Origin of the sequence: Natrinema salifodinae (assembly GCF_900110455.1) — an archaeon.
Classification (GTDB): Archaea; Halobacteriota; Halobacteria; order Halobacteriales; family Natrialbaceae; genus Natrinema; species Natrinema salifodinae.
Genome location: NZ_FOIS01000003.1, coordinates 219,077 through 242,152, shown reverse-complemented (window position 1 = coordinate 242,152; position 23,076 = coordinate 219,077). Strand labels below are relative to the sequence as shown.

Sequence of the window (23,076 nt, the reverse complement as noted above, 5' to 3'; positions counted from 1 at the left end):
GGCGACGGCGCCGTGCCGTCGAATTCAATTCGCGACCCGACCGTAACTGTCGTCAGTCGGCGCGTCCGCGGAAGCGGACCGCCTCGACCGCGACAGCTACGGTGCCGACGAGTCCGATCGCGAGCGCGACGACCCGCAGTCCGGCGGTAAACAGCGAGTCGCCCGCGTCGTCACCGTCACCGCTCTCTCCCTGGTCGTCGCGTTCGTTCGCTTCGTCGTCACCGCGCTCGTGGTCGTGACCCTGTGCGTCGGCGTCCGATAGCGCGTGCACGTCGACCCACTCGTCGACGTACCGGCTGTCCGGTTCGCCGGTGATTCGCAGCCGCCAGGCGCCGTCCGCCGGCAGCGTTTGAACGGTCGCGTAGGTTCCGTCGTCGGTCTCCTCGAGTTCGACCTCGAACCGATCGCCGTCGGGGCCGTCGGCGAGCAGGCGGACGGTCCGCTCCGATTCCAGCGGTTCGCCGCCCGCTCGGAAGGCGGCCTCGAAGACGATCGGCTCACCCGCCTGCACGAGGAGTTGCTCGTCGGAGTCGCCGCCGTCGCCATCGTGCTCGGCGGGAATCGCCGTCAACTCGACACCGACGTCGCCCTCGCGTTCGATCGTCGCGCTCTCGAGGCCGTCGTCCTCGCCGCCGACGGCGGCCGTCGGGACGGAGGTGAGCACCCCCGAGAGGAGCACGACGAGGACGAGCACGGCGACTTCGAAGCGGACGGCGCGAGTGAACGCGGTGATCGTCCCGGCGGCCGCGTCCGCCTGGCCGCCGTCCTCTCGCACCCGCATCTCGGAATCGGCCTCGGAGCGACCGCCGAACAATCGCTCGGCGAACCTGCCCCGATCGCCGTCCGCGCCGGGCTCGAGCCGGCGGAGAAGACCGAATCGAGTGAGTCCACCGAGGCCGAGCGCCAGCAGGACCAGCAGGAATTTCGCGGAGAGGACGACGCCGTAGCGATTCGCACTGAGCGACTCGACGGTCGGCACGTGCCACGCCGCCAGGAGGAATCCGGTCGCCGCCGCCAGCGTCACGCCGCCGAGTGCGAGCAGGGAGTAGCGGCGGATCGTTCCGGCGGCGAGCGCCGCCCGATCGGCGGGGGCCGTCTCCCGGAGCACCGGCGGGACGACGAGCGCGAGGACGACCAGGCCGCCGACCCACAGCCCCGCGCCGCCGATGTGGGCGAAGTCGACGGCCGTCCCTTGCAGCCGATCGATCGCCGTCGCGGAGTGGCTCGTCCAGCTGACGGTCGCACCGACGTAGGTCGCGCCGACGGCCGTTCCGGGAAGCCAGACGCGGCGGGAGAGCGACCCCGCCGCGGCGAGGGCGAGGACGACCAGGAGGATTGTTGCGAGCGCGAGTTGGAGCAGCCAGGCGCGCCCGAGCGCCGTTCCGGCGAATTCGACGATCGTCTCGACCGACGGTGGGCCGACCGACGCGGCCCGGCTGAGTCCGAGCGCGAGCACCGAGACGAGCAGCAGTCCGCCCGCGGCGGCGAACGCTCGGATGAGGCGGCGATCGACGGTCCGACCCGACGAGTCGAATCGGGCGGCGACCGGGTAGACGGCGACCGCGGCCGTTACCGGACCGCCGACGAGTCCGACGAGCGCAACCAATAGCAGCCCCTTCGCGGCGATTTCGACGGGCGGAACCGACTCGTCCGTCTCCTCGCCGTCGGTCTCGTAGGCCGCGAGGACGGCGTCCCGGTCGAGCGGTTCGTCGCCGACGCTGAAGACGAACGAGCCGCTGGTCTCGTGGCCGTCATCGGCGAGGATGGACCACCGAACGGTGTACATTCCGTCGGCGTCCTCGCCGTCGGCCGCGTCCGCGAGCGGGACGCGAACGATCCGCGAGTCGTCGGCGTCGACCGCGGCGTCGCCGCTGACGTCCTCGCCGTCGGGCCCGGTCACCGCGACGTCGGCGGTCTGAACGCCGTCCCCGCCGAACGTCAGCGTCACCTCGTCGGGAACGGACGCGACCTGGTCCCCGTTCGACGGGTCGGAATCGCTCAGGTACGCGTGGGCCGCGACCGGCGCAGCGATACCCGGGAGGACGACGACAGCGACAACGAGACCGACGAGGAGCCACGCTCGACGGGGGCGGGAACGGTGCGATCGGTCGCCAGGCGTCCGCTCGAGCGATTCACCCGGTGGCATGGTCACTCGGGGATGTAGGCGACGGCGCCGACGCCGTCTTCGATCGCGACCTGGTCGATCAGTTCCCGGTCGGCCATGTCGATCACCGCGACGGAGCCCTCGGCGTCCGCGGGCGTGAAGAAGTAGCCGTCTCCGGAGACGGCCGACCGGTGGAGGTGCTGGGCGCCCTCCGGGCGCTCGATGTCGCCGGCCTCGATCCGGTCGACTTCCTCGAGGGCGTCCATGTCGACGACGGCCGTCTGGGAGTCCATCGTGTTCGCCGTGAAGCCGTAGAGCCCGTCGTCGGCCTCGTAGTACTCGAGGTCGTCGGGACCGCCCTCGATCGCGACGGAACCGACTTCCGCCGTCTCGTCGCCGGTCACGTCGAACAGGTGGAGCTCGCCGTGATCGATGATCGCCATTCGCTCCTCGTCCGGCGTGAGGTACATGCCGCCGACGACGTCGAGTTCGTCGACGACCTCGTCGGTCTCGGTGTCGACGACGGCGGTGACGTCGCCGTACTCGACGTACGCGAAGCCGTTCGACGGACTGTACGCCTTGTAGTGAGTGCCGCCGTCCTCGCCGAGTTCGATCGAGTCGGTTCGCTCGTACGACTCGAGGTCGATGACGTGGAGCGCGGGATCGTTGACGTTGGTCGCGTACCCCACGTCGCCGAAGTCCTCGTGGGAGAGGAGTTTCCCGTGTCCTTCTCCGTCGAGGCCCGCCTCCACGGTCTCGACGACCTCGTGGGACTCGGTATCGATGACGTAGAAGGTCCCTTCCGCGTCGGAATGAGCCCACATCTCGTCGTCGGTCGGGTGGTACATGTGGGTGCCGTCGGGCCCCATTCCGACCTCGGCGGCGATCTCGCGCGTCTCGAGGTCGATGACGAGCACCTGGCTGAGCGTCTCTTCGATGACGAAAAGCTGGCTTCCGTCGTTCGTCACCACCGCGTCGCCGTACTCGTAGCCGTCGACGCCGTCCGCGATCTCGTCGACGACCTCTCCCGCGGCGGGATCGATAAGCGAGATCGCGTTCGGTCCGAACGCGTAGGCCAGGCCGGCGCTTCCCTCGCCGGCCCCATCACCGTCGTTCTCGTCGCCGCTTTCGTCGTCGTCATCGCCACCGAGACAGCCCGCGGCACCGATCGCGAGACCGCCGCTGACCACCTGTACGAATCGTCGTCGGTCGATGGAGTGCGCCATGTGCGGTACCCATCCGCCGCGGCCTATTTTCTATTCTGGTGCGACCGTCGAAATTATGGTACGAACGTCGAAATCGTCCCTCAACGTGCCGGTCTGTCGGTCGGTCGACCGACCGAGGATGGTGTGACAATCGAACGAAAACGAGCGGATTCGCCGTCTTCTCGCGGCCGTCAGGAGTCGACCGAACGCGTCCTATCCGAGGCGCTCGAGAATCTCGCGGCCCTCGAGGTAGGCGAAGTCGTGGCGCTCCGCGTAGGCGCGGGCGTCGGCCGGCGAGAGCGCCTCGCCGGTCTGGTCGTCGAGCATCTCACAGACGACGACGGCGGGCGCCAGGTCCGCGACGTCGGCGAGGGCCAGGCCGAGTTCGGTGTGGCCCTCGCGCTGGGCGAGCAGGTCCGGCGCGCCCTTGAGCAGGTGGACGTGACCGGGGACGCGAAACTCCGCGGCGAAGTCTGCGCCGTCGGGATCGGCCGCGACCTCGCCGAGCGACCGGATGGTCGTCGACCGGTCCTCGTCGGTGATCCCGGTGTAGGTGTCCCGGTGGTTGACCGTCAGCGAGAACGACGAGCGGTCGTCGTAGCCGAGTTCGTGATCGCTCGTCGCGGGGTGGTCGACCGCGTCCGAGTAGAAGGGCAAGTCGAACACCTCCGCGATCTCGTAGCCGAGCGCGACACAGACCAGGCCGCCCGCGTCGTTGCGCAGCCTGGCGACGGCGTCGGGCGTGACGGCGTCGGCGTGGTAGATCAGGTCCGTCTCGCCCTCGCGGTCGGCCGCGTCGTGGACGAGGACGGGTTCGCCGTTCCGGAGCGATTCCAGGGCGTGATCGAACGCGTTCGCGCTCGGTGCGCCGGCGTTCGCGCCGTCGTCCGTGCTCGCGCCCGACCGCGCGCCGGCGCGGTGGCCCGTCATTCCCGATCACCCACCGAGACGGTGACGTGGTCGCCGTCCTCGAGGTCGAGTTCCTCCCGGAGTTTGTCCGGCGCGATGACCTCGAGTTGGTCCTCGTCGTGGTGGGTGCGTTCGGGGGCGATGGTGTGGGCGGTCTCGTAGGTCTCGCCGTCGGCGGTCTCGATCGTCGCGGGGGAGCAGACGGCGGGGCCGTAGGTCCGCTCGTCGGTCTCCCAGCCGTCGATTGGAACGGGCTCGAGCGAGGACATGGCGCTGCGCCGGCGGATGCTGTCCTCGCGGAGGTCGACGTTGAGCGTCCCGGGGAATGGTTCGTACCCGAGTCGGTCCTCGAACTGACGCTGGTAGCCGGGGAGGGAGATGTAGTGGCGTCCCTCGCCCATGCCGCTGGTGACGGTGCCGTCGAGTTCGATCTGCGACTCCGTCTCGAAGATGCGACGGTAGTCCTCGTACTCGGCGTGGAGCGTCCGTTCGCCCGTCTCGGTGATCTTGACCCACTGCCCGTCGCTGACCGTATCGCGCTCGAGTAGGTCGGCGCTCTCGAGGCGCTGGAGCCGACGAGAGGCGGTCTGGTTCGACGCGTCGAGGCGGTCCGCGAGGTGAGAACAGGAGATCTTGACGTCACCCTCGAGCCCACCCTCGAGCGCGAGGAGTTTGAGCACGGCGAGTTCGTCGTGCCCGACGGCGGACTCCGTTAGCACTGACATACGTGCCGGTAGACCGTAGCCGCCTAAAAGCATATCGAATGTGGGATGCGTAACGAAACCGTGACGTAGTTCACGAGCGTTTATCGCGTACTCGGAGGTTCCGAGCGCGACGCAAAAAGCCACCGATCCGGCGAACGGCCGTCCCGCGAACGACGCGTACATGGACAAGCGGGCGGCGTTCACGGTTCCCTGAATTCGTGATGCGCCCGACTGTCCGTCCTTGCACAATGCAAGCCGTCGGGTTTTGACGCGGACTGTTGAGCGTTAAGGCGTATCTGCATGAAACGTCTCGTCGAGGCCCTGTTCGGCCTGGTGGCACTGACGGGCCTCCCGTACCTGCTCTACTTGGGGGTGTACTATCTCCGGCGGCCGTCCGGCACGCCCGCCGATGCACAGCCGCGAGAGCCGTCGGTGAGCATCGTCTTGCCGACGTACAACGAAGCTGCGATCGTCGAGTCGAAACTCGAGGAACTCGTCGGACTCGACTACCCGATGGAGAAGGTCGAGATCGTCGTCGTCGACTCGAGCGACGACGGGACGGCCGACCTGGTCGAGACCTTCTTCGCGGGCCGGCCGGCGCCCGACCTGACGCTCGTCCGGAAGGAAGAACGCGAGGGCCTGGCGACCGCGCTGAACGAGGCCTACGCCGCCGCGGCCAACGAGATCGTCGTCAAGACCGACTGCGACTCCCGGATCGCGGCCGACGCCGTGCGTACGGCCGCCGCGAACCTGGCCGATCCCGACGTTGCGGCGGTGACCGGCCGCAACGCCGAGGTTATCGGCGACAGCGAGGTCGAGCGGGGCTACCGCGACCTCCAGACGATGATCCAGGTGCTCGAATCGCACCTCGACTCGACGCTGATCTTCCACGGGCCGTTCTCGGCGTTCGAACGCGACGCCATCGTCTCGATCGACGAGGACTCGCTGGCCGACGACACCGAACTCGCCCTGAAGATCCGCCGGAACGGCGGCCGGGTCGTCTTCGATCCGGAAATTCACTACAAGGAGGCGGCCCACTCCGAGTTCGGGAAGCGCCGCGAGCAGAAGGATCGACGGGCGATGGGGCTGCTTCGGCTGCTGTGGCGCCAGCGCGACGCGCTCGGCCGCCACGGGGCCTACGGCCGCGTCGTGTTGCCGTTCAACTGGTGGTTCATGGTCGTCTCGCCGTGGCTCGTCGCCGGCTCGCTCGCGCTGGCGACGGTCGGCTCGCTGGCCGTCGCGGGACCGTTCGGACTCGCGGTCCCGGCCGGTATCCTCGGGTTCACGGCGCTCGGCTCCCGCGACGCGCTCGGCCCGATCCAGCCGCTCTACTCGCTGTTCGACACCCAGATCTCGCTGCTGCGCGCGAGCGTCTCCCTCCTCCGGGCCCGCGCCGAGGACGACGACGAAGCCCACGACGGCACCTGGTCGCCCGACCGAGAGCTGCGGGAGGTGTTACAGTGACCGACGGCGAGACCGACCCCGACGCCGCCGCGGACGTCCCCGTCCCCGTCGACGTCGCGATCCTCCACGACCGGTTTCCCGGCATCGGCGGCGGCGAGGAGTTCGCCATCGAAGCCGCGCGGGTGCTCGACGCGCCGATCTACACGACCTACGTCGCCGAGGGAACGGAACTCCCCGACGACGTCGAGGTGATCCCCTTCGAGCAGGCGAAGTACACGTCGCTGCCGTGGCGGCCCTTTCTCGAGTGGAAAAACGAGGGGATGAACCCCCTCGAGACGCTCAACGTCGCGCTCGACATGACCGACGCCCACGAGGACCTCGCCGAGTACGACGTGATCCTCGAGAGCGCGCCGCTGTCGAAGTACTACGTCCCCGACGTCGGCCAGCGAATCGTTCACTACCCCCACAGCCCGCCGCGGTGGCTGTACGACCTCTACCGGGACCGGCTCTCCGCGTTCGACCGCCCGTTCGTCGAGACCGGGCTCAAGGCCTACGCGAAGGCCTGGCGAGCGCTGGACAAGGAGGCCAACGACTACGTCGATCGGTTCGTCGCGAACAGCGAACTCGTTCGGGATCGGATCCGGCGGTTCTACGACCGCGACGCCGCGGTGGTCTACCCGCCGGTCACCGGCGACTGGCGCAACGAGGGCGACGACGGCTACTTCCTCACCTGGTCCCGGCTCGCCCCCGAGAAGCGGATCGACCTGATCGCGAAGGCCTTCGCGGGGCTCGACGAGCGACTCGTGATCGCCGGCGACGGCGAGCAGCGCGACCGGCTCGAGGCCTTCGCGGCGAACTACGACAACATCGAGGTGCGGGGCTACGTCGAGGACATCGAATCGCTGGTCGCGCGGGCCACCGCGGTCGTCTACGCGCCGAAGCAGGAGGACTTCGGACTCGTCGGGGCCGAGACCATGATGGCCGGCAAACCCCTGCTCGGCGTGAACGAGGGGTTCACTCGCTATCAGGTCAAGGGCGACCGGACGGGACTCGTCTTCGAGCCGACCGTCGAGTCGCTCCGCCGGGCGGTCCGCCGGTTCGACCCCGACGACTTCGATCCGGTCGAGATCCGCGAGGAAGCGCGCCGGTACGAGTACGACCGCTTCGCGGCGGGGCTCCGTCGGGTCGTCGCGGAGACCGCGGCCGCCGGAGCCGGAGCCGCCGCAACGGAACCGGAACCGGCGGTAGAAACGGAGCGGGAGTCGGAATCGGAACGCGCAGACGACCCTCGAGACGCCGACCAGCGGCGCAGCGCGGGGCGCGGCGAAGAGCGCGCCGAAGGGGTGACCGATCGGTGACGGCGAGTACGACCGCTCGCGACCGGAGCGGTGAATCGAGGGAGCGGCGAGAAGACCAGGCGTCGGGACCGCGGGGAGCGGAGCCGAGCAACCGGTGTTTCCTCTACCAAAACGACGATGCACACCCCGCACACCGGGTCTTCGCCGACGCCGTGGACGCCGACCGTCGCCACTTCGAGACCGGCGCGCGACCGCCCGCACCGGGCGGGAACACGGAGCGAATCGTCGATCGGCTCCGGATCGCCGGGACGCTCCCGTCGTACGACACCGTCATCGCGGAAGGAACCGCGCCGCTCCAGACCGGTCTCGCGTACAAACTGCGCCGGCCGGGAACGACCCTCGTCTATCTCGCCGCCGACGAGACGTTCTACACGCTGCCCGAGCGCCCGACGCGGCACCTCTGGCGCGGACTCAAGCCGCTCGCGAATCGGTTGCTCGACGGCGTGATCGCGGTCGGCCGCGACGTCTACCGCTGGGCGCGGCCGTACGTCGGCGACGTCCCGGTCGCGTACGTCCGGCCGCCGATCGCCGACGACAAGTACGACCGGCTCGCGTCGCTCTCGCCGCGCTCGCCCGCCGATCCGTTTACCGTCCTCTCGGCGGGCGAGGCCAAACCGGCGAACGGATACGACCGCCTGGCCCGAGCGGTCGAGCGGTTCGCCGGCACCGTCGAGGCCGACATGCGCCTGGCCGTCCTCGGCGAGGGACACGACGAGCGGGCCTACGCGGACCGCCCCCACGTCGTCACGCCCGGGTTCGTCGACCTGGACGCCTTCGCCGACTGGTTCGGTCGCGCGAGCGTCTACGTCCAGTCGTCGCGGGGCGACGCGTTCCCCGTCGCCGCGCTCGAGGGGATCCTCTCGGGAACGCCGACGCTGGTCACCGAAGCGACCGGCGTGCGGGAGCTGCTGCCCGCTCGGCAGGTCGTTCCGCCGACCGAGCGGGGGCTGTTCGAGGGCTTGCGAGATGTCTCCGAGCGGTCGCCGGACGAGCGGCGGGCCACCGCGAGCGAGCAGCGACGCCTCGTCGCCGACCTGACCGAGTCGAACCAGGGAGACCGCTTCAGCGCCGCGCTCGAGGAGTACGCATGACCGGAGCCGACCGACCGAACGTCGTCGTCGTCTGTCTCGACACCGTCAGGAAAGACGTCTACGATCGGTACGCGACCGGGCTGCGGGAGCGGGCCGCCGTCCGCTTCGAGGGGATGCGAGCGCTCGGCGGCTGGAGCGTCCCGAGTCACGCCGGACTGCTGACGGGGTCGGTCCCGTCGGAAACGGGCGTGCACGCCCACCAGCGCCGGTTCGATCCGATCGACGTCGAGGACACCTGGATCGCGCCACTCGCGCGCCAGGGGTACGAGTCGGTTTGCGTCACGGCGAACATCTACGCGAGCCCCGTCTTCGGATTCGACCGGTTCTTCGATCGGACGATCCCCGTCTCACCGAGTCGCAGACTGCCGGCTGGGATGGACGTCCAACGGCACATTTCCGACCGGTCGACCGAGGGAATGGGGGCTTACGCCGATTTCGTCCGCCAGGCGCTAGACCACGAGCATCCGCTGCGATCGCTGTGCAACGGTGTCCTGCTCAAACTGGACGACGTGAGTCGGAAACTGCCGATCGAGAAACCGACCGATTTCGGCGGGCGGGCGATCGCTCGGTCCCTCGAGCGGGAGATCACCGAGCGCGACGGCCCGGTGCTGGCTTTCGCCAACTTCATGGACGCTCACGGGCCCCACACCCCGTTCCGCGGGTTGGATGACTCGATTCACGGCGTTTCGGCCGACTTCCACTCGAGTTCGTTCCGGGACTCGGACGTGAACGTCGCGGACGGCCTCGGCGAGTTCGGTCCGGACGTCGAGCGCGTCCGCCGGCTGTACGCCGCGACGGTGGAGTACCTCGATCGGATCGTCGCCGACCTGGTGACCGCGTTAGAGCGCGATGACCGCGAGTCGATCCTGATCGTCACGGCCGATCACGGCGAGAACCTCGGCTACGAATCGGACGGCCACCTCATGAACCACATGAGCAGCCTCTCGGAGGGGCTGTTGCACGTCCCGTTCGACGTCGTCACCACCGGCGACCGCGCCCTCGAGCTCGCGGTCGACGACACGGGCGCCGACGGCGCCGCCCGTCCCGTCGACGTCGACGGGCTCAGTTCCCACGCCGACCTCGGCGACGTGATCCGGTCGCTCGCGAACGAGGACCCGTTCGATCCGTTCTCGTTCGAGCGCGAGCGCGCTCGCGCCGAGATCGTCGGCTCCGGCTCCGGCATCCCGGAGGGCGGGGACGAGTCGTACTGGGACCGAGGACAGCGGGTCGTCTACGAGGGCGAGCGGAAGTACTACCGCGACCAGCTCGGCACCGAGGCGGTGTACGACGTCTCCGGGCCGCCGTCGAAACAGGTCGAACGACCGGACGAGACGGTCCCGGACGGCGTCTTCGAATCCGCCTTCGGCGACTGGATCACCGACGGCGAGCGGACCGACGCCGCGGAGGTCGACCAGGCGAGTCGCGCGCGACTGGAGGATCTGGGATACCTATGAGCACGAATTCGATTCGGACGGTGAATACCCACGCATGACAGAGACGACCCTGCTAGTCACGATCGATTCGCTCAGAACCGATCACGTCCAGTACATGCCCCGAACCCGGGAGTTCCTGGACGACACCCACGACGCCGCGTTCGCCACGAGCACCGCGACGCCCGGCAGCTTCCCGGCGATCATCGGCGGGGAGTACCCGGCCGGAAATGGCCTCGAGACGGAGGCTAGTGTCGCGAACGAGTTCGACGTCCACTGCGTCGGTATCACGACGAATCACCTGCTCTCTCAGGAGTACGGCTACGCGACCGGGTTCGACTCGTTCACGTCACCGAAAGGCGGCGGCGAGTCGCTGAAGGACAAGGGCGCGATCCTGCTCGAGCGCGGGTCGCTCCCGTACAAGATCGCCAGTTGGGGCTACAACCGCTATCAGCAGCTTCGGAGCTACGTCGACGAGACTGAGAAGTCGTTCCGACCCGCGGACGCCGTCGTCGACCAGTTCTTAGACGAGGTCGCCGGTCGCGACGAGTGGTTCGCCTGGCTGCACTTCATGGAGCCCCACCACCCGTACGATCCCGACGGCGCGGACGTCGACCGGGCGACGGCACAGCGGATCACCCGTCGCGTGCTCTCGGACCGCGGCTCGGCGGAGGACGAAGCCCTCGTTCGGGACCTCTACCGGCGGGAGGTCGCCGAACTCGACGCGGCCCTCGAGTCCCTGTGGGCGTCGATCCCCGACGAGACCCGCGTCGTCTGCTGCGGCGATCACGGCGAACTGCTCGGCGAGGACGGGCTGTGGGGCCACCCGGGAGAGATGCGCCCCGAACTGCTGAACGTCCCGTTCGGCACGCGGAACGCCCCCGAGGTCGGGGAGGTCGTCTCGCTGGTCGACGTCCCGACGATCCTGACGGGCGCCGAACACGGCAGCGGCACGTTCGATCGCGACACCGCCTTCGCCGCCTACGGGGATCGAAAGGCTGCGATGACCGCTGAACACATCGCGACGGACGACGGCACGTACCGACTCGACGACGGCGAGCCTGTCGACGATCCCGCCCTCGAGCGGGAGCGCGAACGGTTCGACCCCGCCTACGTCGTCAAGGAAGACGCGCTGCAGGAAGATCTGGAGGATCTCGGTTACGCATGACGGTCGTCGTACTGGCGCTGGACGCGCTCGACGCCGGACTGGTCGACTACTTCGATCTCGACGCCGTCCGCCTCGGGTCGGGCGGGGAGATCGAGACGTTCGCGAACACGCAGGACGTCCCGTACACGCCAGAGGTCTGGGCGACCGTCGCGACCGGGCTCGAACCGGCCGAGCACGGGATCACCGGCGGCGGAACGAGCGAGTGGGAAAACCCCGCGCTCGACCTCGCGTCGACCGTCACCGGGCACCTCGACGAGTCGACTCGGGGGACGCTCGGCAAACTGGTTCGGTCGCGGACCGGCACGCGCGAGCGGATCGGCGAGACGGACCGAGAGTCGATGTTCGACGCCGACGACGCGGTCGTCCACAACTGGCCAGGCGTCCACGACGGCGAGCCGCTCCAGCGGGCCTGGGACCTGATGAACGCCGTGGCGGAGGGGATGTCCCGCAGCGAGTTCGAGCGCGAACTGTTCGGGCTCTGCGCCCAGCAGTTCGGCTGGGCGCGCGAGATGCTCGAACACCCCGTCTCGATCGCTGGCGTCCACGTCCACACGCTGGACGCGGCGGGCCACGCCTACGCCGACGACGAGGCCGCGTTGCGTCGGGCCTACGGCCGCGTCGGGGGGTTCGTCGAGGAGGTCGCCGACGCCCTCGGCGAGGACGACGACCTCCTCGTCGTCAGCGATCACGGCATGCGGACCGCGTTCTACCCGCCGGACGACGGCGAGAAGCCGGCGAGTCACTCCTGGCGCGCGTACGCGAGTTCCACGGCGGAGACCTGCCCGGAGTCGGTCTACGACGTGCGGGCGTGGGTCGAGGAACGTGCGAAAGGCTCCGCGACCGCGACCGGAACCGACGAGGGGATCGACATGCCGACCGACCGCCTGCGCGAACTCGGCTATCTCGACTGAGGCGCGGCGGGCGGACGGGTCGTCGCCGACGGACCGAGACGGGAACGGGGTGTATCCACCGCATAATTATACCCGATTCCGGCGGAGAGAACCACGATGCGAATCCTGCTTCTGCGAACGTGGACGACGAACATCGGGAACGGATTCATCGATTACGGGGCAAGAGCGATGCTCGAACGGGCGTTTCCCGACGCGGAGATCGTCGAAACGGGGGGTTATCCCAACCACGCGTCGGACACCGCGGCGCTGTGGGGCGGAACCCGGAAGCTCGCTCGGATGACGGGGTTCGATCGCTCCGACTACGAGTCGCCGACCCACCCGATCCGCCGGAACGCGGTGAACGTCAGCGAGCTGATCGATGCTGACCTAGCCGTCCTCCCGGGATGCGTGCTCTCCAGGCCGACCTTCCGCAAGTACTACGATACGCTCCGGGAACTCAGGGAGCGGGGCGTGCCGATCGTTATCGTCGGCGGGGGCGGCGAAGAGTACGATCAGGACGAACGGAAGTACGTGGAGACCGTGTTCGACGCGCTGGATATCGAGGTCCTGCTCACGCGGGACCGGACCGCCTACGAGGAGTACGGCGATCTCGTCGAATACAGGTACGACGGCATCGACTGTTCGCTATTCCTCGGCGACCGGCATCGGCCGCCGGACGCGAACCAGGCGTTCGACGTCCACACGTTCGACAAACTCGAGGAACCCGATATCGACGGCGCGTCGACGGTCATCAGGCCCGATCACGCGCCCTTCGACGAACCGTACCACTTCCCGGTCGGCGAACGGGCGAGGGAACTGGCCGGCCTCGAGACGCCGCTGTTCGAGACGGAGAACGTCTTCGTCTCCGATCTCGTGACCGATTACCTCTTCCTCTACGCCAACGCGGACGTGGTGCGGTCCGACCGGATCCACGCCTGCCTCCCCGCGCTGACCTACGGCAACAGGGCCCAGTTCTACTTCGACACCCCCAGAGCGAACCTGTTCGACCGGGTCCCGATCGACGGGGACGTCACGGCCGAGCCGGTCTCGTTCGATATGGACGAACTCGAGCGGGAGAAGGACGCGCAGGTCGAGGCTCTCGAAGAGGGGGTCGCGACCGTCCTGTGAGCGCACCCGGTTCCATTGCCGGGACTAGGTTCTTTATCGGCGATATGGTACGATGATCGGAACCGCGACTATGGGAGACGAGCCATCTATCGCCCTCATCGTGCTCGATACGCTTCGGGCGGATTCGTTCGACGAGCACTTCGATTGGTTGCCCGGCGTGCAGTTCACGAACGCGTGGAGCACGACTCACTGGACGGCCCCGGCCCACGCCTCGCTGTTCACCGGCCGCTACGCGAGCGAGGTCGGCGTGACGATCACGTCCCAAGCGTTCGATCGGCACGCCACTCGCCTCCCCGAACTGCTGCAGGATCGCGGCTATCGGACGCGAGCGTTCAGCTGTAACGTCAACATCTCCGAACAGTTGGGCTGGCACCACGGGTTCGACGAGTTCGACGGCGGCTGGCGGCTTCGCGGCCTCGGCGAGGACGTCTTCGACTGGGACGAGTTCATCGCGGACCACCGATCGGACGGTCCGGAACGGTACGTCCGTGCGCTCTGGCGCTGCGTCGACGGCGACTGCGATACGGTCCAATCGCTGCGGCAAGGCGCCCTGATGAAACTCCGGGACATGGGACTGAAGGGCCGCCACCCCGACGACGGTGCGGCGGAGTTTCTGGAGTACGTCCGAGAGCGGTCGTGGAACGACGATCCCGAGTTCCTCTTCACGAATCTCATGGAGGCGCACTTGCCGTACGACCCGCCGGACGAGTACCGCACCTATCCCGACGAGGAGCCGCCGCACTTCGACAGCGTGAAAGCGACGCTCGGGGAGCCGTCGGCCGACCCGGATCGGATCGCGACCGCGTACGACGACGCCGTGCGGTACCTCTCGGACATCTATCGGGACATCTACCGGGAACTCGCCGAGGAGTTCGACTACGTCGTGACACTCGCCGACCACGGCGAAGCGCTCGGAGAGTACGGCGCCTGGCAACACGGCGGCGGTCTCCACCCCCCGGTGACGCGCGTCCCGCTCGTCGTCTCCGCGCCCGGTCCGAACGCCGACGACCGGACCCCCAACGCGGACGGCGAGGAGCGAGCGACGCGGGACGCCCTCGCGAACCTGCTCGACGTCCACGCGACGGTGCTCGACCTCGCGGAAATCCAGTCGGAACACCGCCGCGGCGAATCGCTCCGTCCGCTGCTCTCGGGCGACCCCGTCGCGCCGGAACCGCGGTCGAACGCGCTGCTGGAGTACCACGGGATCTCGAAGCGGCGAGCGCTCGCGCTCGAGGACGACGGCTACGACGTCGCACCCGTCGACCGCGAACGGTACGGCATCGCGACAGCCGGCTGCTACTACTTCGAGGGCATCTTCGAGGACCGGCTGCTCGGCGACTGCGACCAGGCGACCCTCGAGTCGGAACTCGAGCGGCTGCTCGCCGACCTCGAAACGCGGGACGGCCTCGACGAAACGGATCTATCAGGTCTGGAATCTCAGCTCGAGGACCTGGGGTACCTGTGACCGTGCGCTCGATGCGACCGACGGCGACCGGCCGAACGCGGTCTCCACCCGATAAATTCGGCTCTAGCGTGCCCGTTGTCCATCAGCTATGAGTGACGCGACGTCGGTCAGCCTCGGCGGCGAGACGCTCAAGGCGACGGCCGCGAAGTTCACGATGGCTGCGATCGGATTCCTCGGCACGATCGTCTTCGCGCGGGTCCTCGGCCCGACCGGATTCGGCGGGTACTACCTCCTCTTTTCGCTGGTGAAGATCGCCGATCGGGCGGTCAACGGGTGGGGAACCGCGGTCAAGAAGCGGTTTTCGGAAGCCGAAACCACGCCGGGCGAACTGGTCGGCAGCCAGGCGCTGTTCACGCTGGTCTGGATGGCGATCGTCTGCGCGACGACCATCCTGGCGTCCGACCGGCTCGTCGCGTACACGGGGCTTCCCGAGGCGCCGGTGTTGTTCATCGTCCTACTGTTCGCCGTCACGCTCTTCGAGCCGCTCGATCTGATGGTGCAGGCCCGCGGGCGCGTCGGGGCCTCGATGTGGACCGACACGCTGCGATCGCTGCTCACCTTCCCGCTCCAGCTGGGCCTGATACTGCTCGGGTTCGGGGCCGCCGGCATGGCCTACGGGCTGGCCGCGGCGACGTTCCTAACGGTGCCGATCCTCTGGTACTACGTCCGAGTGCGGCCGGTCTCTCCGGGACGGGAGACGGTCGCGAGCCTCTGGTCGTACGCCAGGTTCAGCATTCCGAACTCGCTGCTGAGCCAGGCCTACGATCGGTTCGACATCATCCTGCTGGGCTACCTGTTGGCGCCCGCCGCTGCCGGCCACTACGAGGTCGCGCTCAAACTCACGGTTCCGGCGACGTTCGTGACGATGGCCGCCGCGAGCGGACTGATGGCGCGGGTGAGCCACCGGCACAGCAAGGGGGACGACCTCGGCACGGACGTCTCGAACACGTTGGCGTTTACGAGCGTCGTCGCGATCCCGATGTTCTTCGGGGCCGTCGCGATGCCGAAGCAACTCGTCGTGACGTTCTTCGGTCCCGACTACGCCGCCGCCGCGCCGCTTCTCGTCGGACTCGCGCTGTATCACGTCGCGAAGACCCAGGCCGGCGTGCTCACGAGCGTGATCGACGGGATCGATCGGCCGGACGTCAACACGCGCATCTCGGCGGTGACGCTGGCACTCAACATCGCGCTCGGCGTGGCGCTGACGCTCGTCTACGGGGCAATCGGCGTCGTGGTCGCGACGGTCGTCGCCGAGACGCTCCGATACGTCCTCTCGGCCGCCGTCGTCAAACGGCGGCTATCGTCCGTCGTCCTGCTTCCGCGGACGCTTGCCGAACAGGTCGCGGCCGGTGCCGTGATGTTCGCCGTGATCGTGCCCGTCGAACGCGCCGTCGCCGTCGATCAGTGGTATCACCTCCTCGCGATCGTCGTCCTGGGTGCGGTCGTGTACGCCGTCACGCTGGCGGCGATCAGTCGCAAACTCCGGATCACGATCAAGGGCGTCCTCCACAGTTCGCGACTCGATCTGTAGCGTTCCCGGGTCCGTCCCGGTAGGTACTGCGACGGATCTCGGTCAGTCGCCGACGACCGGATCGCGCTCCCAGAACTCGCTGCCCTTCTTCAGTTTCGGGACCCAGGTGTCCTTCTCCTTCGCGAGCAGGGCGACGCGGGAGGCCGGGACGCCCCGACACTCGGCGAACGCGGGCATGTACTCCTTGACGTCCTCGGCGAACGCTACGACCTCCTCGTGGTCGGGCATCGAAGACCGGTCGAGCCGCCCCTGCGAGTGGCCGACGTGCATGTACGCCTTCAGCTCGATAAAGTCCGGATCGGCCTGTTGGTAGAAGCCCGCGTACCAGTCGGGGTGGTGCATGTTCTCGCCGTCGACGAGCGTCGTCCGGAGGACGGTCCGGGTCTCGTCTTTCTCCGCGAGGACGTCCATCGTCTCGAGGAGCCGCTCCCAGGAATCGTCCTCCATCGCGCCGACGACCTGATCGAAGGTGTGGCGCTCGGGGGCGTCGACGCTGACGTACAACTGCGTCGGGTCACACTCCCGGAGCACCTCGGGGCGAGTGCCGTTCGAGACCAGGAACGTGGTGATATCGCGGTCGTGGAAGGCCTCGATGAGTTCGGGCAGGTAGGGGTAGAGCGTGGGCTCGCCGTCCAGCGAGATGGCGACGTGGCGCGGCTCCATCGCCTGGTCGAAGACCTCGCGGGGGACCTCGTCGTTGCCGCCGAAACCCGAGAGGAGCTTCTTCTGGAGCCGGATCGAGGCGTCGACGACCGCCTCGGGGTCGTCCCACTCGACCTCGTCCATCTCGTAGGCGTGGCCCTGATGGTCGCGCCAGCAGAAGACGCAGCGCTCGTTGCACTTGACGACGGGCGTCATCTGGATGCAGCGGTGGGACTCGATGCCGTAGAAAATGTACTTGTAGCACTTGCCCTCGCCGCGGATGGCGTTAGCCGTCCAGCCGCAGGTCTGGGCCGCCGTGTGGTTCTCGCTGTGATAGTCCGGGCTCGAGACCTGAGCCGGGCCGCCGGTGCGGTCGGCGTCGCCGTCGGGACCCGCCTCGGCGTCGGCGCTCGCGCCGTCGCCCCCGGAATTCGCGGAGTCGCTCATGTTGACGGCCGTTGGGCGGGCGCGGGCAAAAGGTGTGTGGTGTCCCGGGCCCGTCGGGCGGGCGTCGCGGATCGGCTCGCTAGCCGTCGGACCGTCGCTCGTTCGCGGTCCGTTCGTCGCCGTCGCTGCCATCGCTGTCGGCCGTCTCACTGCGGCCGTCCGGGAGAACGTGCGGGTCGGCGGGTTCGTCCCCGTGTCTCGCGTCGTCGCGCTCGAACAGGTACAGCGCCGGGCCCGCGATGACGATCACGAGCAGGCCTGGTACCGGCACGTCCAGCGGCGAGAGGAAGATCCCGAGCCCGCCGCCGCACGTGACGAAGACGAACCCCGCCCACAGGTGCGGCCGCGAGACGCCGATCCGGCGCGCGTCTCGGTACACGACGCCGGTACAGCCGAGGACGACCGCGAACCCGAGGACCGCGCCCGCGATCCCCTGCAAGGAAGCCATACGTCGAGTTACGAGAACGAGGGGAAAAGCGTTCTGAGAGGCGATTCGCGGGCGAAACCGTCCCACCGTCGACGGCGAGATGGGTCTTGCTTCGCCCCTCGCTCGCTTCCGTACGAAAGCCTCGCTCTCTTGCCCGTTCCGGCGCAAACATCGTCCATGATTGGCGCGTACACCATCGGTAAGAAGGCGGTCACGTTCGGGTACAGGCGCTACGGAATTCCGGGTGCGATTGCGTCCGGCGGCGCGGCCCTGGCGGGCTACGTCATCGTCCGACGAGCCCTCCAATCGGCCGCGAACTCCGAGAACGTCGACTCGGCGATCGACGCCGACGAACTCCGGTCCGCGGTCGAGAACGAAGGGTTGAGCGCGGTGGCCGACCGCGACACCCTCGATCAGTCGATCGACGCCGACCGGATCGGCTCGACGTTCGACATGGACGACGTTCAGTCGTCGGCCGAGTCGGAGACCGAGGAGTTCACCGACAATTCGGGCGATAGCGGCGGCTCCGAGTAGGGCGGCTCGCCTCTCTCGTCGGTCCGCGGCGAGCGGGGATCTCCGCTCCTCCTCTCAGCGCCGTCTGCGGTCCGCGACGTGACCTCGGTTCCCTGCTGTTCTCGCGCCCGACCAGGCCCGCCGTCCGACGCGTCCGATGCGTCCGACGGAGCCGGGCACTGGATCCCGGGTCCCGAACCGGTGACTCCTACACCGCCCCGCGGACCCGTTCGAGCACCGCCAGCGCGCCGTCCGCGTGGACCTCGTCGAGGACGTCGTCGGCCGCCTCCGTCGCAGCTTGATCGGCGTTGCCGACCGCGAAGCTCCGGCCGACGACCTCGAACGTCGAGGCGTCGTTGATCGAGTCGCCGACGGCGACGCAGTCTGCGAGGTCGATCCCGACACGGTCGGCGATCGTCTCGACGCCGTCGCCCTTGTTCGGAGCCGCGTCCTTGACGTGGTAGGCGTAACCGGTGTCGATCACTTCCAGGCCGTACTCGGCGGCGATCTCACGCAGCGGGTCGATCGGCTGCTCGAGGTTGACCGCGATTTCGGTCTCTCGCCAGCGGTTAACCGTGTCCTCTTCCCCCCAGCCGAGGTCGTAGCCGGCGGCCCGATACTCTTCGGCGACAGCCTGGGCCGCCTGGCGGTCGGCGGTGAAGAAGACGTCGTCGCCAGTGTAGACGACGCCGCCGTTCTCGGCGACGACGAGTTCGGGGATGCCGACGAAGTGACAGAGGGCGACGGGGTAGGGGAAAGCCTTCCCGGTGGCGATCACGACGGGGGCGTCCCACTCGCGCAGCGGGTCGAAGATGCGGGGATCGATGCCCCACCCCTCGGGGCGAGTCAGGGTACCATCTATGTCGAGAACGAGCGGCGGATCGGCTGTCATATTCCTCGTTCGTGGATCCAGGATTAAAAGAGTCGGTTCGGAACCGGAGTACAACGGCGCTGTTACTCGACAGTCTCAACTGTGTACGTCGATAATGGCGTCTCTATCGGATCACTCGTCTCAAGTGCAGGGCTTACAGCAGATTATCGATGCGCGTGTCGGTCCCCATAGAGCGGTCAGCGGACGGTGTACCCGCCATCGATAGAGATCGATTCGCCCGTCATGTACCACGAGGCCTCCGATGCCAGGTACACGGCGAGCGCCCCGATCGATTCTGGACGCGCCATCTCGTCGAGGAGCATCTCTCGTTTCCACTCTTCGGCCATCTCGGGATCGTTTTTGAGAACGTCCTCGACCATATTGGTGCGGATGTAACCGGGATTGATATTGTTGACCCTGATGTCGTACCTCGCCCACTCTGAGGCTAGTTGGGTTTTGAGGCCTTCGAGACCCGCCTTGGATGCATTGTAGGCTACCTGCGGTTGAGGATGATTGGCGATGAAAGCCGAGATAGACGAGACATTGACAATCGATCCGCCATCGCCATCGATCATCCGGCGACCGACATGTTTCGAACAGAGAAACACGCCGGTGAGGTTGACGTCAACTACTCGTTGCCAGTCCTCGGGATCCATCCGTTCAGCAGGGACGTTCTCCGTTATGCCAGCATTGTTGACCAGCACATCGATCGAATTGTACTCGTCGATGATAGCTTCTACCGCTGTTGCCACGTCGTCCTCATTGGTTACGTCCATCTGAACCGCGAGCGTCTCAGCGCCCGTTTCGGCCGCGATTTCCTCGGCTGCAGCGACGCCGGAGTCCCGGTCACGATTCGCCACGACGAGGTCCGCGCCGGCATCGGCGAGCGCTGTGGCGATTCCTTTCCCGATCCCGCGATTTCCGCCCGTTACGACTGCAGTGCGCTGATCCAAGCGAAATGAATCAAGTATGGACATTCGATGTGGTTTCGCATCCGTCAGTCATATCTAGCCATTCTGGTTCCGCGTGCGATCGGCCGAATTGACGCTGTGATAATCGCCATTGATCAACGATCTACTGAGATCATGCCTTTGATGACGTCCGGCTTCATCGAACGTTCGAAGGCTTCGTCGATCGAGTCCAATCCCCGCTCGAAGTCGATAATACCCTCGACGTCCACGACACCGTCGGCGAGAAGTTTCACCGCCGTCGAATACGTGTTCTTGTAGCGAAACGAGCCGTACACGTCGAGCTCGTTGTTGATGATGTCGACGACGTCGAGTGGGATCTCTGACTCGCTGGCGAGTCCGACGAATACGATGTTCCCCCCACGACGGACGCCGTCGAGCGTCGACTTGACGGAGGGTTCGGCCCCGGAAGCTTCGATGACGACATCGGCGCCACTCTCGTCCGTGTATTCGTTGATCGCCGTCTCGAGGTCTGTTTCAGCGACATTGACAGCGTGGTCTGCGCCACGTTCTTTTGCAAATTCGAGTTTCGACTGTACGATGTCGGTGATGATGACATCCGTCGCGCCGGCCGCACGTGCGGCCTCCATCGCGAGAAGACCGATCGGTCCCGCACCCGTAATGAGAACGGTGTCACCGGTTCCGACGTTACCCCGTCGACATGCATGGATGCCGACAGAGAGCGGTTCACAGAGCGCTCCCGCTCGTGTCGAGATGTTTTCGGGGAGTTTGTACGTGTAGTCCGTGGGCCATGCAACGTACTCCGAAAATGCGCCATCGTGAGGCGGCGTTGCCATAAACGTGACGTCGGGACAGAGGTGGTAATCACCGCGTTTGCAGTGAGAACAACGCCGACAGGGGACGCCTGGCTCGAGAGTAACGCGGTCACCGGCTTCGAATCCATTGACATTAGCACCTGTTTCAACGATCTCTCCCGCACTCTCGTGGCCAAGGACGAGCGGATTCTCAACTACGAAGTCGCCGATTCGGCCATGTTCATAGTAGTGGACATCTGAGCCACAGATACCGACATTACGGATTTTGACGAGAACCTCATCTGCGTCTGGCTCAGGCCGTTCTCTTTCTTCGATCTCGAACTCCTCCGGATCAGTGAGTACTGCGGCACGCATCGGCTGGTCAGACTTTTCCATTCAATAAAAACATGAGGGATAATTCATAGTCGCTATCATTGACGTTAATCAGTTACATATACAATCAAATGTATGGAACAATTCAATTCACTCCGATATATTGAATTCTGGGTTAATACGAGTTGAATCGGAGAATTTTGGCCATAAACTGCTGCTATGTAACCACGATAAATTTTATTAATGAGTGTGATTATGACTCACACAGGCTCGATCCGAATGATAGATAATAACAGACCAGGTATCGATCGTCGTACTTTCATACGAGCGAGTGGTGCTGCCGGCCTCGCAGGTCTCGGAGGGTGTCTCGGCGAAGATAACGAAGCGGGAGGGCTTCCCGACCCCGATATCGAACCAGCCTCCTCGATCAGTTTCATTTCGGAAGCGACGCCACCAAGCGTAGCGGTAAATGAATTGATCGGCGAGTTTACTGAAGAGACGGGTATCGAAGTCGATATCACGCTCGCACCGTTCGATAACTATTCCGAACGTCTTGCAAGCGACATAAATAGCCAAACCGGAGACATTCAGGTTTTCTACGCCGATCCGTACATCGTCGGCTCCCGGTACTACCCGGACATGGAATCGCTCGATCCGTACATCGAGTCCGACGACTTCGAGGACCTTCCGAACGGAACTGACGACTTCATCGCGAGTCACCTCGATGCGTGCGGGTACTTCGGCGATAACCAACTTCGCGGCCTCCCATACGACTGCCCAACGATGCTGTGGGCCTACCGCACAGACATCATCGAGAACTACAAGGACGAAGCTGAAGCGGATCTCGGCTTCCCGTTCGAACCGGGCAGGGAGCGAACCTGGGAAGAGTACTACGAGATGGCGGAGTGGATCAACGAGAACGTCGACGAAGTCGACTACGGGACCGGTCACCAAGCTCAGCAGCACGACTCCTTGCAATGTGACTTCCATAACGTCCTCTGGGCGTACGGCGGAGAGGACGTTGAAGGGTTCAGCGGCCGTGTCGACCACGGATGGTCCGACGATCCAAAGCCTAACCTCTCGGGGGAACGAGGCATCGAGGCTGCGGAGTTCTACGACCGGTTGCTCGATATTGCCCACCCTGGCTCGACCTCGTGGACTTGGGACGGCGTCGGACAGGCATTCGCGCAAGGAGAAATCGCGATGACGCCCGAATGGCACGAGTTCAACGGAATGTTCGCCGACCCCGAACAGAGCGTGGTCACCGAAGACGTCGGCTGGGCGCTGCTCCCCCAGGGACCCGAGCGCTCCGTGAACCTCTACGGCGGTGCGGGAATCACAATCAACTCTCACGCGTCGGATGCCGAACGGAAGGCTGCTTGGAAGTTCCTCGTCTGGGCTACCTCCCCAGAGATCCAGATGCGCGCACTCGAGATGGCCGGCGGGACACCAACACGCCACTCGGTGTACGAGCGCGATGCAGTTACGGAGGCCGCCGAACAGCCCACGGAGGAAAGCGAGTTCCCCAACGTTGTCCCACCCGTCGAGGAAGCGTGGGAAGAAGAGTACGTCGGGATGCGTCCGAAACCAGCCCAGTGGCTAGAACTTAACGAGGCGCTTTACTCCGAGCTTTCGGCGATGATCAGTGATGACAAGTCGCCGGAAGAAGCGATGCAAGCCGTCGACGAACAGTGGTCGAACACGCTGTAATCCCTCCAAACTGACGTTTCCCA

At 66.5% G+C, this 23,076-nt stretch carries 20 protein-coding genes; 11 read left to right on the top strand and 9 right to left on the bottom strand.

Features of this window, described 5'->3' with window-relative positions; translation table 11 throughout:
* Window positions 1-52: 52 nt before the first annotated feature.
* The 4 genes from BMY29_RS11250 to BMY29_RS11235 form a co-directional block, all read right to left on the bottom strand.
* The gene (locus tag BMY29_RS11250) at window positions 53-2,146 is read right to left on the bottom strand and encodes a copper resistance CopC/CopD family protein (RefSeq protein WP_049988923.1); all 2,094 of its coding nucleotides are present in this window, start codon (window positions 2,144-2,146) and stop codon (window positions 53-55) included.
* A 2-nt stretch (window positions 2,147-2,148) separates the two neighbouring features.
* Window positions 2,149-3,330: a YncE family protein gene (locus tag BMY29_RS11245; protein ID WP_049988769.1), complete on the bottom strand. Its 1,182-nt coding sequence runs from the start codon at window positions 3,328-3,330 to the stop codon at window positions 2,149-2,151.
* A gap of 192 nt (window positions 3,331-3,522) precedes the next feature.
* Complete coding sequence (gene ribB, locus BMY29_RS11240; RefSeq protein ID WP_049988768.1) at window positions 3,523-4,239, bottom strand: 3,4-dihydroxy-2-butanone-4-phosphate synthase; 717 nt, start codon at window positions 4,237-4,239, stop codon at window positions 3,523-3,525.
* The gene (locus BMY29_RS11235; RefSeq protein WP_049988767.1) at window positions 4,236-4,943 is read right to left on the bottom strand and encodes a DUF120 domain-containing protein; all 708 of its coding nucleotides are present in this window, start codon (window positions 4,941-4,943) and stop codon (window positions 4,236-4,238) included. The genes ribB and BMY29_RS11235 overlap by 4 nt, the downstream gene beginning before the upstream one ends.
* A gap of 279 nt (window positions 4,944-5,222) precedes the next feature.
* Here BMY29_RS11235 and BMY29_RS11230 point away from each other — a divergent pair, with 279 nt between their 5' ends.
* From BMY29_RS11230 to BMY29_RS11190, 9 genes are all read left to right on the top strand, one after another.
* Window positions 5,223-6,386: a glycosyltransferase gene (locus tag BMY29_RS11230; protein WP_049988766.1), complete on the top strand. Its 1,164-nt coding sequence runs from the start codon at window positions 5,223-5,225 to the stop codon at window positions 6,384-6,386.
* Window positions 6,383-7,684 carry a glycosyltransferase gene (locus BMY29_RS11225; protein ID WP_206539043.1) on the top strand — a complete coding sequence of 434 codons (1,302 nt, stop codon included), beginning with the start codon at window positions 6,383-6,385 and terminating at the stop codon, window positions 7,682-7,684. The genes BMY29_RS11230 and BMY29_RS11225 overlap by 4 nt, the downstream gene beginning before the upstream one ends.
* On the top strand, window positions 7,681-8,775 hold the full coding sequence (locus tag BMY29_RS11220) for a glycosyltransferase family 4 protein (RefSeq protein ID WP_049988765.1): 1,095 nt from the start codon (window positions 7,681-7,683) through the stop codon (window positions 8,773-8,775). The genes BMY29_RS11225 and BMY29_RS11220 overlap by 4 nt, the downstream gene beginning before the upstream one ends.
* Window positions 8,772-10,229 (top strand): sulfatase-like hydrolase/transferase, encoded by a 1,458-nt coding sequence (locus BMY29_RS11215; protein ID WP_049988764.1) that lies wholly within the window; start codon window positions 8,772-8,774, stop codon window positions 10,227-10,229. The genes BMY29_RS11220 and BMY29_RS11215 overlap by 4 nt, the downstream gene beginning before the upstream one ends.
* A gap of 34 nt (window positions 10,230-10,263) precedes the next feature.
* Window positions 10,264-11,373 (top strand): sulfatase-like hydrolase/transferase, encoded by a 1,110-nt coding sequence (locus BMY29_RS11210; RefSeq protein WP_049988763.1) that lies wholly within the window; start codon window positions 10,264-10,266, stop codon window positions 11,371-11,373.
* A complete protein-coding gene (locus BMY29_RS11205) occupies window positions 11,370-12,284 on the top strand; it encodes an alkaline phosphatase family protein (protein WP_049988762.1) in 915 nt (304 codons plus the stop codon). The genes BMY29_RS11210 and BMY29_RS11205 overlap by 4 nt, the downstream gene beginning before the upstream one ends.
* Window positions 12,285-12,380: 96 nt before the next feature.
* Window positions 12,381-13,391, top strand: coding sequence for a polysaccharide pyruvyl transferase family protein (locus tag BMY29_RS11200; protein WP_049988761.1), 1,011 nt, complete (start codon window positions 12,381-12,383; stop codon window positions 13,389-13,391).
* Between the two features lie 52 nt (window positions 13,392-13,443).
* Entirely contained in the window at window positions 13,444-14,856 is a 1,413-nt protein-coding gene (locus BMY29_RS11195; protein WP_049988760.1) for a sulfatase-like hydrolase/transferase, read from the top strand.
* 88 nt (window positions 14,857-14,944) lie between these two features.
* The gene (locus tag BMY29_RS11190; protein WP_049988759.1) at window positions 14,945-16,387 is read left to right on the top strand and encodes an oligosaccharide flippase family protein; all 1,443 of its coding nucleotides are present in this window, start codon (window positions 14,945-14,947) and stop codon (window positions 16,385-16,387) included.
* Between the two features lie 42 nt (window positions 16,388-16,429).
* Here BMY29_RS11190 and twy1 read toward each other — a convergent pair whose 3' ends face one another.
* Both twy1 and BMY29_RS11180 read right to left on the bottom strand, forming a co-directional pair.
* Window positions 16,430-17,476 (bottom strand): 4-demethylwyosine synthase TYW1, encoded by a 1,047-nt coding sequence (gene twy1 / locus BMY29_RS11185; protein WP_049988758.1) that lies wholly within the window; start codon window positions 17,474-17,476, stop codon window positions 16,430-16,432.
* A gap of 79 nt (window positions 17,477-17,555) precedes the next feature.
* On the bottom strand, window positions 17,556-17,924 hold the full coding sequence (locus tag BMY29_RS11180) for a hypothetical protein (protein ID WP_049988757.1): 369 nt from the start codon (window positions 17,922-17,924) through the stop codon (window positions 17,556-17,558).
* A gap of 156 nt (window positions 17,925-18,080) precedes the next feature.
* Here BMY29_RS11180 and BMY29_RS11175 point away from each other — a divergent pair, with 156 nt between their 5' ends.
* Window positions 18,081-18,437 (top strand): hypothetical protein, encoded by a 357-nt coding sequence (locus BMY29_RS11175; RefSeq protein WP_049988756.1) that lies wholly within the window; start codon window positions 18,081-18,083, stop codon window positions 18,435-18,437.
* 187 nt (window positions 18,438-18,624) lie between these two features.
* Here BMY29_RS11175 and BMY29_RS11170 read toward each other — a convergent pair whose 3' ends face one another.
* The 3 genes from BMY29_RS11170 to BMY29_RS11160 all read right to left on the bottom strand — a co-directional run bounded on the left by BMY29_RS11170 (window position 18,625) and on the right by BMY29_RS11160 (window position 21,385).
* A complete protein-coding gene (locus BMY29_RS11170; RefSeq protein WP_049988755.1) occupies window positions 18,625-19,308 on the bottom strand; it encodes an HAD-IIB family hydrolase in 684 nt (227 codons plus the stop codon).
* Between the two features lie 176 nt (window positions 19,309-19,484).
* Complete coding sequence (locus BMY29_RS11165; protein WP_049988754.1) at window positions 19,485-20,264, bottom strand: SDR family NAD(P)-dependent oxidoreductase; 780 nt, start codon at window positions 20,262-20,264, stop codon at window positions 19,485-19,487.
* An 89-nt stretch (window positions 20,265-20,353) separates the two neighbouring features.
* Window positions 20,354-21,385: an NAD(P)-dependent alcohol dehydrogenase gene (locus BMY29_RS11160; protein WP_049988921.1), complete on the bottom strand. Its 1,032-nt coding sequence runs from the start codon at window positions 21,383-21,385 to the stop codon at window positions 20,354-20,356.
* 237 nt (window positions 21,386-21,622) lie between these two features.
* On the opposite strand from BMY29_RS11160, the gene BMY29_RS11155 reads away from it, so the two are divergent.
* The gene (locus tag BMY29_RS11155) at window positions 21,623-23,053 is read left to right on the top strand and encodes an extracellular solute-binding protein (protein ID WP_074854782.1); all 1,431 of its coding nucleotides are present in this window, start codon (window positions 21,623-21,625) and stop codon (window positions 23,051-23,053) included.
* Window positions 23,054-23,076: the final 23 nt, after the last annotated feature.